Source organism: Klebsiella sp. TF21-TM, assembly GCF_019753495.1.
Taxonomy (GTDB): Bacteria; Pseudomonadota; Gammaproteobacteria; order Enterobacterales; family Enterobacteriaceae; genus Klebsiella; species Klebsiella quasipneumoniae.
Genome location: NZ_JAIJYL010000040.1, coordinates 23,872 through 30,513, shown reverse-complemented (window position 1 = coordinate 30,513; position 6,642 = coordinate 23,872). Strand labels below are relative to the sequence as shown.

General features: G+C 52.2%; 12 protein-coding genes and 1 tRNA gene. 12 read left to right on the top strand and 1 reads right to left on the bottom strand.

Annotation, left to right across the window (positions count from 1 at the left end; translation table 11 throughout):
- The 7 genes from K5R89_RS24625 to K5R89_RS24595 all read left to right on the top strand — a co-directional run.
- Nucleotides 1-566: conserved phage C-terminal domain-containing protein (locus K5R89_RS24625; protein ID WP_217259620.1), on the top strand; the 566-nt coding region annotated here is incomplete at its 5' end.
- Nucleotides 563-1,372: a Dam family site-specific DNA-(adenine-N6)-methyltransferase gene (locus K5R89_RS24620; RefSeq protein ID WP_217259619.1), complete on the top strand. Its 810-nt coding sequence runs from the start codon at nt 563-565 to the stop codon at nt 1,370-1,372. The genes K5R89_RS24625 and K5R89_RS24620, both read left to right, overlap by 4 nt.
- 9 nt (nt 1,373-1,381) lie before the next feature.
- Nucleotides 1,382-1,759: a RusA family crossover junction endodeoxyribonuclease gene (locus K5R89_RS24615; RefSeq protein ID WP_000779146.1), complete on the top strand. Its 378-nt coding sequence runs from the start codon at nt 1,382-1,384 to the stop codon at nt 1,757-1,759.
- 12 nt (nt 1,760-1,771) lie between these two features.
- On the top strand, nt 1,772-2,752 hold the full coding sequence (locus K5R89_RS24610) for a DUF968 domain-containing protein (protein WP_217259618.1): 981 nt from the start codon (nt 1,772-1,774) through the stop codon (nt 2,750-2,752).
- Between the two features lie 13 nt (nt 2,753-2,765).
- A complete protein-coding gene (locus K5R89_RS24605) occupies nt 2,766-3,344 on the top strand; it encodes a DUF1133 family protein (RefSeq protein ID WP_004899672.1) in 579 nt (192 codons plus the stop codon).
- A gap of 169 nt (nt 3,345-3,513) precedes the next feature.
- Nucleotides 3,514-3,589, top strand: a tRNA-Thr gene (locus K5R89_RS24600).
- A 67-nt stretch (nt 3,590-3,656) separates the two neighbouring features.
- Nucleotides 3,657-3,914 carry a hypothetical protein gene (locus K5R89_RS24595; RefSeq protein WP_004184721.1) on the top strand — a complete coding sequence of 86 codons (258 nt, stop codon included), beginning with the start codon at nt 3,657-3,659 and terminating at the stop codon, nt 3,912-3,914.
- On the opposite strand, the gene K5R89_RS24590 is transcribed toward K5R89_RS24595, so the two are convergent.
- Complete coding sequence (locus K5R89_RS24590) at nt 3,820-4,266, bottom strand: hypothetical protein (protein WP_031280381.1); 447 nt, start codon at nt 4,264-4,266, stop codon at nt 3,820-3,822. The two genes, K5R89_RS24595 and K5R89_RS24590, sit on opposite strands and share 95 nt — an antisense overlap.
- Before the next feature lie 612 nt (nt 4,267-4,878).
- Between K5R89_RS24590 and K5R89_RS24585 the strand changes: the two genes are divergently transcribed.
- The 5 genes from K5R89_RS24585 to K5R89_RS27630 are packed head-to-tail and all read left to right on the top strand — an operon-like array spanning nt 4,879 to nt 6,472.
- A complete protein-coding gene (locus K5R89_RS24585; RefSeq protein ID WP_031280382.1) occupies nt 4,879-5,178 on the top strand; it encodes a phage holin family protein in 300 nt (99 codons plus the stop codon).
- A complete protein-coding gene (locus tag K5R89_RS24580) occupies nt 5,175-5,714 on the top strand; it encodes a glycoside hydrolase family 108 protein (protein ID WP_004184488.1) in 540 nt (179 codons plus the stop codon). Before K5R89_RS24585 ends, K5R89_RS24580 begins: the two co-directional genes overlap by 4 nt.
- Nucleotides 5,711-6,055, top strand: a complete 345-nt coding sequence (locus tag K5R89_RS24575; RefSeq protein WP_217259617.1) for a hypothetical protein — start codon at nt 5,711-5,713, stop codon at nt 6,053-6,055. The genes K5R89_RS24580 and K5R89_RS24575 overlap by 4 nt, the downstream gene beginning before the upstream one ends.
- A complete protein-coding gene (locus K5R89_RS24570; protein WP_004190672.1) occupies nt 6,052-6,327 on the top strand; it encodes a hypothetical protein in 276 nt (91 codons plus the stop codon). Before K5R89_RS24575 ends, K5R89_RS24570 begins: the two co-directional genes overlap by 4 nt.
- Nucleotides 6,278-6,472: a hypothetical protein gene (locus K5R89_RS27630; protein ID WP_071579617.1), complete on the top strand. Its 195-nt coding sequence runs from the start codon at nt 6,278-6,280 to the stop codon at nt 6,470-6,472. Before K5R89_RS24570 ends, K5R89_RS27630 begins: the two co-directional genes overlap by 50 nt.
- The last annotated feature ends 170 nt before the right edge of the window (nt 6,473-6,642 follow it).

The window sequence follows — 6,642 nt, the reverse complement described above, 5'->3', positions numbered from 1 at the left end:
GGTCAAAATGCGCTGTTCCATCAGGTCAAAATGACACGATGGAAGAGGTCAATGTGAAGCGCTCCACCGGGTCAAAACGAACCGCTGTCATCAGGTCAAATTGGCACGATGATCTTACAGAGAATACAACAGAGAGTACTACAGAGATTACAGGTAAAGACTCTTGTCCGGTTGCGATGCAACCAGACCAGAGCGATCCGGCAGATCTCGTTCTGGATCATTTCAATCGAGTAACAAACTCGACCTATGGCAAGGGGGGACGAACCAAAACGACGCTGGGTTATATCCGGGGACGCCTGGCCGAAGATTACAGCCCTGAAGACCTGATGCTGGTGGTTGACTACCTGAACGCGAAATGGGCTCAGGATCCGAAGATGAGCGACTACCTGCGGCCCAAAACTCTGTTTGCTCCCGAGAACTGCGTCGAGTATTTCGACAAGGCCAAAAAATGGGAAGCAGCCGGACGCCCAGCCTGGACTGGCGGCAAGTGGGTTAAGCAGGATGATAGTTTCAAATCCAGTTTCGCCAATGTGGTTTATACAGTGCCAGCGGGGTTCCGCTCATGAGCAAGCCATTTCTGAAATGGGCTGGTGGAAAGTATACCCAGCTGGCTGACCTGTTCGTGCATATCCCGGCAGGGAAACGCCTGATAGAGCCATTCGTTGGTGGTGGGGCGGTATTCCTGAACAGCGATAAGCACGCGGATTACCTGCTGGCGGACATTAACCCGGACCTGATTAATCTGTACCAGATGTTAGCGGTGGTGCCGGATGAAGTGGAATTGCAGGCCCGCTGGATGTTCGAGCACATGCGGTCACCAGATGGCTATGAGCTGATCCGTTCCGAGTTCAACGCACAGACGCTGGATGCTACTGAACGCGCAGCTGCATTCCTGTATCTCAACCGGCATTGCTTCAATGGCCTGATGCGCTACAACCAGGCGAACAAGTTCAATGTGGGCTGGGGAGGCTACAAGGCTCCGTATTACCCGATGGATGAGATGAAAGCCTTCGCGGCTATGGCGCATAACTGCGTATTCATGACCGCTGACTACCGCCGAACTATCAGCCTGGCCGGGAAAGGGGATGTGGTTTACTGCGATCCGCCTTACGAACCGATGCCGGGAACAACCGGATTCACCGCCTACGTCGCTGGTGGTTTTAGCTGGGAGAACCAGGTAGACCTGGCGAAGCAATGTGTATCTGCCTTTCACCGTGGCGCTCGGGTAGTAATTTCAAATTCATCTGCACCGAAGGTTCTCGACCTGTACCGGGAGCATGGTTTTAACCTGCAATTCATCAACGCGCGCCGTTCGATCTCCTGCAAAAGCAGTACGCGGGAAGTCGCAAAAGACGTTGTAGCGATCCTTTAAGGGGGCTAAATGAAACTGACTTTACCATTTCCACCGAGCGTAAATAGTTACTGGCGCGCCCCGAGCAAGGGACCGCTGAAAGGCAGGCATCTGGTAAGCGAGACAGGGCGCAAGTTCCAGCAGGCAGCGAGAGCGGCGATTATTGAGCAACTGCGGGCCGTTCCCCGGCCATCCTCTGATCTGGCTGAGGTTCACATTGTATTGTATCCGCCGGATCAGCGCCGTCGGGACATCGATAACTACAACAAAGCGCTGTTCGATGCCCTGACACTAACAGGCGTCTGGGAAGACGACAGTCAGGTTAAGCGCATGCTGGTGGAGTGGGGGAACATCGTGAAGAAAGGGAAAGTAGAAATCACTATCCGTCGTTTTCGTGCAGCTGCCTGACGTGGAGATGAAATGAGAGCACTACTAACCCCTGAGATTGCCCCACGCATGGGCGTTGTTCTGCTTCGCCCAGGTGCTGATCTCATGCCGATGTTCAGGAGAGGGCGGGTACTGATTGAGCCTGCACCGGAAAAATACAGCGACTACGCAACTGGCGCTATCCCTCCCGCCACGCAGCCACTGGCAGGAGATCCGGTTTTGAAGCCAGTATTCGAAAACAAAGACGTCATTCTGCGCGCGGGTGGTATCAGCTCGCTGGAAGCCGAGCTGGAGCGTCGTTTTGAATGCCAGTATCCCCACGGCTCATGGCACAGCGAAAATTTTACGTTGTTCCGGCATGAGCCTGGCAGCATCCGCCTTTGCTGGGCCTGCGATAACCTGCTGCGTGATCAGTACACAGAGACGCTGGCAGGCATTGCGCGTGAGAACCTGGTATCCTGGTTGATAACGGTCATCCGCTCACAGCTGGGGTTCAACGAAGACCATCAACTGACGATCCCCGAGTTGTGCTGGTGGCTGGTAATAAACAATCTGGCGCACGTCATCCCTGAATCGCTGGCCCGGAAAGCCCTGCGATTGCCGGACATAAAGCATCAACCGGTGATGAAGGAGAGCGATATTGTGCCGGAGCCAGCGGCGAGCGAAGTGGTGCAGAAAAAGATTCTCGGTCTTCGCGTAGATCCTGAAACGCCGGAATCATTCATGCTGCGACCAAAGCGCCGCCGCTGGGTAAACGCGAGCTGGACGCGCTGGGTTAAGTCTCAGCAGTGTGTCTGCTGTAACAAACAAGCAGATGATCCCCATCACCTGATAGGCCACGGACAAGGTGGAATGGGAACAAAAGCGCATGACCTGTTTGTGTTGCCGCTTTGCAGAGCGCATCACGACGAGTTGCACGCTGACACCGTGGCATTTGAGGAGAAGCACGGCTCACAGCTGGAGCTGCTGTTTCGATTTCTGGATCGTTCGCTGGCAATTGGCGTGCTGGCATAGTGGAGAACGCATAATGATTAACCCGTCCGAGGTTGGAAAAGCTGGTGAAATGGTCAGGCTGAAAACGCTGGAAGCCATCTGGATTCAAGGGAAGCTGCGAATGTGGGGCCGGTGGTCCTACATCGGCGGCGGTAGTGGTGGAAATATGTTTAACCAGTTACTGGCTTCCGGGAAAGTCACTAAAACAGCCATCAACGAAGCATTACGCCGGATGAAGAAGTCTGGCATCTCGAAGCCAGAGCTTGAGGCGTTTTTTCGTGAAATACTCGCGGGGAAAAACAAAAGCGGCCTGGCTTTCTGCACAGACGATGAGGGACTGCTGATTGATAAGGTACTGGGGGCAGTCCTTATTACAGGTGGTCACAAAGAGCTGTATCACCTGCTGGTGGAGCATTACCGGTTACGGAAGAGCAAACGCCGCATAGCGGAAGAGCTCTATGAAAAGCATCCCGACTGGTGCTTTATGACCTGTAGACGCAGAGTTGATACGTGGCTTAGTTTGGCAGAATCGATGCTGTACGCACCAATGTGTGACGCATTCGGCACAAATGGCGACAGATTTTACTTGCAAAGTGAGCCAGAAACTGCTTGAATTGTGATAGGCGCGGGACGTTAAAGCGAACTGAGCAGCATGAAATAAATTAAAGGCCCAAGGCTAACCCCCTTGGGCTTTGTCATTTCTGCACTCTGGTCAGGGCTCTTGGGTAGAGACGTGCTGCACGATACTTTAAAGCCCTCTGCGCAGAGCCCTGAACCAGATTGCTGGTTTAGCTCAGAAGGTAGAGCGCCTGCCTTGTAAGCAGGATGTCAGCGGTTCGATTCCGTCAACCAGCACCAGAACGGCAGAGGGGCCAGCGTCTGAAGCGAATCCCGATCACAATGCGTAACTTATCTAGGGGAAGCTATGCAGCAACCATATTTTTTTAACCCGGGCATGACCACTCAACAGCTTGAAGACTGGCTTGGGCAACAGAAAATCTATCTTGCCCACTTCAACCGTCTGATAGCAGAAAAAGCCGCTCTTGAGGAGCGGTTGAGTCAGATCTCTGCGGAGATTGGGCGAGTCGCTACTGGTAGCTTTGAAGGAATGCTGAGTTTTCCCTGGGATCCCAGTCCTCTTGTGGAAAATCCTCAACAGGATAGTGGCCAGTCGGCAGATTGAGTGACGCCAGGACAGCGGCAGCATCTTCTGACATATAACTGGGCTTTAGTTGACTGGCAATGATAAAGAGACAGTCGTTTAGCGAGAGTCTTCTAATCTCTTCAGGTTTCCACTTGGTCATTTCGAAGATAAGGTGATGAAGAGCCTTATCGTTATCAAGATAATAATAATCCGATGAAAAATGTTTCCTGTACTCATCGAGAATACATTCAAGAGTGAATATTTGTCCTATTCGATACCAAACCTGCCTGGCTCTGTAACTGTGTGAGTCTGCCAGTAATGTTTGGGGGAAGTTGTTATTTTGACAAACCCGGGACTTGATTACCTGTAAAAGGTCTGAGTACTTACTCATATTTTCACCAGTTGATGTTTTAATCATTTGCGAATCAATTTTATCAAAGAGAAAAACAAGCCGCTACACGCTGATAACATCAGGCTGGGCGGTTATGGTGAGCCGATACCTCAGACAAGCAGAGTATTGAAACCAGAAAGACTGAATGTTAAATTTCTGGTGTGGTGAATCCCCCTATGCGGAGGGGCATTGCTAGTCTGATATGTTTTTTTGCGCATTGCGAGTCGTCTGTGGACTGGCGGCGACTTACCGGGAGGCACCCGGCACCACACCTAATAAAAAATGATGATAGCTGTAAGGCCCACTTCGGTGGGCTTTTTCTTTGGGCAAAAAAAAGCCCGCATGGTTTCATGCAGGCAAGGCAGTTACATTTAGATTTTGTCCCGGTATATGTTTTTTTGTCCGGAAGTCGAAAGATACTGTCTCGAATACATTTTGTAAATAATGGATTCAAATCACAAGGCCATGCATTTGCATGGCTTTTTTATTATCAGGTCCCGCAGGAATCATCATCGACACGCTTCGTTGTTAAATCCAGCCTGACGGGCCTGACCCTTTTCAAACACACAGCTTCCCGATCTTCCATCGGAGGCGGTAACTATGGCTAAACGTATGCAAGACAAAGAGAGCATTGCCGGGATGTCCTGGCTGGTTCTGCTGATCATTGCTTGCTGGGGTGGACTTGTCCGCTACCTGATAGATGTGAAGCAGAGCAAGGCAACATGGAGCTTGATCAATGCTCTTGCCCAAATGGTGGTTTCAGGGTTTACCGGCGTTATTGCTGGCCTGGTGAGCATTGAAAGCGGACTGAGCATTTACATGATACTGGCCACTTCCGGAATTAGCGGGGCAATGGGTTCTGTTGCTTTGACCTATTTCTGGGAACGCATTACCGGAGTTAAGGCGCCATGACAGCAGATCAGATTATCGAGGGGATCCTCGGCAAGGAGGGTGGTTATGTCGATCATCCGTCGGATAAAGGCGGGCCGACCCGCTGGGGCATCACGCAGACCACCGCGCGTGCACATGGCTACACCGGTGATATGCGGAACCTGCCCAGGGAAACAGCAAAGCAAATCCTGCTGAGCGATTACTGGACCGGCCCCCGGTTTGACCAGGTGGCAGCTCTATCTACGTTACTGGCAGATGAGCTTTGCGACACTGGCGTGAACATGGGGCCATCTGTAGCCAGTAAGTTTTTCCAGCGCTGGCTGACCGCAATGAATATGCGCGGAAAGCTGTATCCCGATCTGATTCCGGATGGTGCCATTGGTCCCCGAACCATCACCGCGCTTAAGGGATACCTTTCCGCCCGCGGGAAAGAGGGTGAACAGGTTCTGTTGCGTGCGCTGAACTGCAGCCAGGGTGCCAGATACCTCGAACTGGCGGAGGGCCGCGAAGCCAACGAGGATTTTCTCTACGGCTGGGTTAAGGAGCGTGTCCTGTGAAGATGATCATTTTCGCTTTGCTTGTGCTGGTGGCTGTGCTCGTTCTGTTACTTCTGCGCAAATATACCCGGCTGGAGTTCGTAGGGCATGCCAGCTTGCTGCTGAAAACGTGGTCTGTAAAGCTGGGAGCTATCGGCGCGCTGGTTGGTGTATGGGCGCAGTCGTTCCCGGATGCTGCGATGCACGCCTGGGCGGTGCTGCCGCCGGATATCAAAAACATCCTGCCGCCAAACATCGTTGCGTTGATTAGCCCTGCGCTGGTGGTGCTGGCCGTACTATCGCAATACGTACGCCAGCCAGCATTGAAAGAAAAGGCCGACGAACTGAAGGAGCAGCAATGAGCTTTGAAATTATCGCGGGACTGGTGGTCGTCATCCTGGGTGCTATTGCTGGCGCGTTCGGCATTGGTCATGCTCGCGGGGCCAGTAAGGCGAAAGCCAAAGCTGATCAGCAACGTACCGAAGAGAACGCCGCTGCTACTGTCGCCGCGGCAGAACGCCGTGCTGAAGTCACGAAAGGGGCAAGCGATGTACAGGAAGACGTTAAGCGTATGGGCGATGACGATGTTGATCGCGAGCTGCGCGAAAAGTTTACCCGCCCCGGTAGTCGTTGACACGGCCTGCAGCTGGGTGCGGATCATCTACCTGACTGACCACGATATCGATGTGTTGGATAAGCAGACCAAGCGTGACATCTTGGCGCACAACAAAGCAGTGCAGGCCAATTGCTCGCAGCTCACAGAGAAGGGTTCCAGGTAATTCAGCTACAAACGCAGAACACTTTAGGTATTGAAATTTACATGGCCACATGAACAAAAAATCAGAATACGAGACAACAGAGCGCTGAAAAATGAAAAGTTGGTATCTAAGTCAGGTGCATTAAGGCACTATGGATTTTCAATTCCTTCTATCTAAGAAGCTGCCCATGA

Excerpts from the sequence above, each read along its gene's own strand:
- K5R89_RS24620 (WP_217259619.1), top strand. The coding sequence starts at position 563 with ATGAGCAAGCCATTTCTGAAATGGGCTGGTGGAAAGTATACCCAGCTG.
- K5R89_RS24615 (WP_000779146.1), top strand. The coding sequence starts at position 1,382 with ATGAAACTGACTTTACCATTTCCACCGAGCGTAAATAGTTACTGGCGC.
- K5R89_RS24610 (WP_217259618.1), top strand. The coding sequence starts at position 1,772 with ATGAGAGCACTACTAACCCCTGAGATTGCCCCACGCATGGGCGTTGTT.
- K5R89_RS24605 (WP_004899672.1), top strand. The coding sequence starts at position 2,766 with ATGATTAACCCGTCCGAGGTTGGAAAAGCTGGTGAAATGGTCAGGCTG.
- K5R89_RS24595 (WP_004184721.1), top strand. The coding sequence starts at position 3,657 with ATGCAGCAACCATATTTTTTTAACCCGGGCATGACCACTCAACAGCTT.
- K5R89_RS24590 (WP_031280381.1), bottom strand. The coding sequence starts at position 4,266 with ATGAGTAAGTACTCAGACCTTTTACAGGTAATCAAGTCCCGGGTTTGT.
- K5R89_RS24585 (WP_031280382.1), top strand. The coding sequence starts at position 4,879 with ATGCAAGACAAAGAGAGCATTGCCGGGATGTCCTGGCTGGTTCTGCTG.
- K5R89_RS24580 (WP_004184488.1), top strand. The coding sequence starts at position 5,175 with ATGACAGCAGATCAGATTATCGAGGGGATCCTCGGCAAGGAGGGTGGT.
- K5R89_RS24570 (WP_004190672.1), top strand. The coding sequence starts at position 6,052 with ATGAGCTTTGAAATTATCGCGGGACTGGTGGTCGTCATCCTGGGTGCT.
- K5R89_RS27630 (WP_071579617.1), top strand. The coding sequence starts at position 6,278 with ATGTTGATCGCGAGCTGCGCGAAAAGTTTACCCGCCCCGGTAGTCGTT.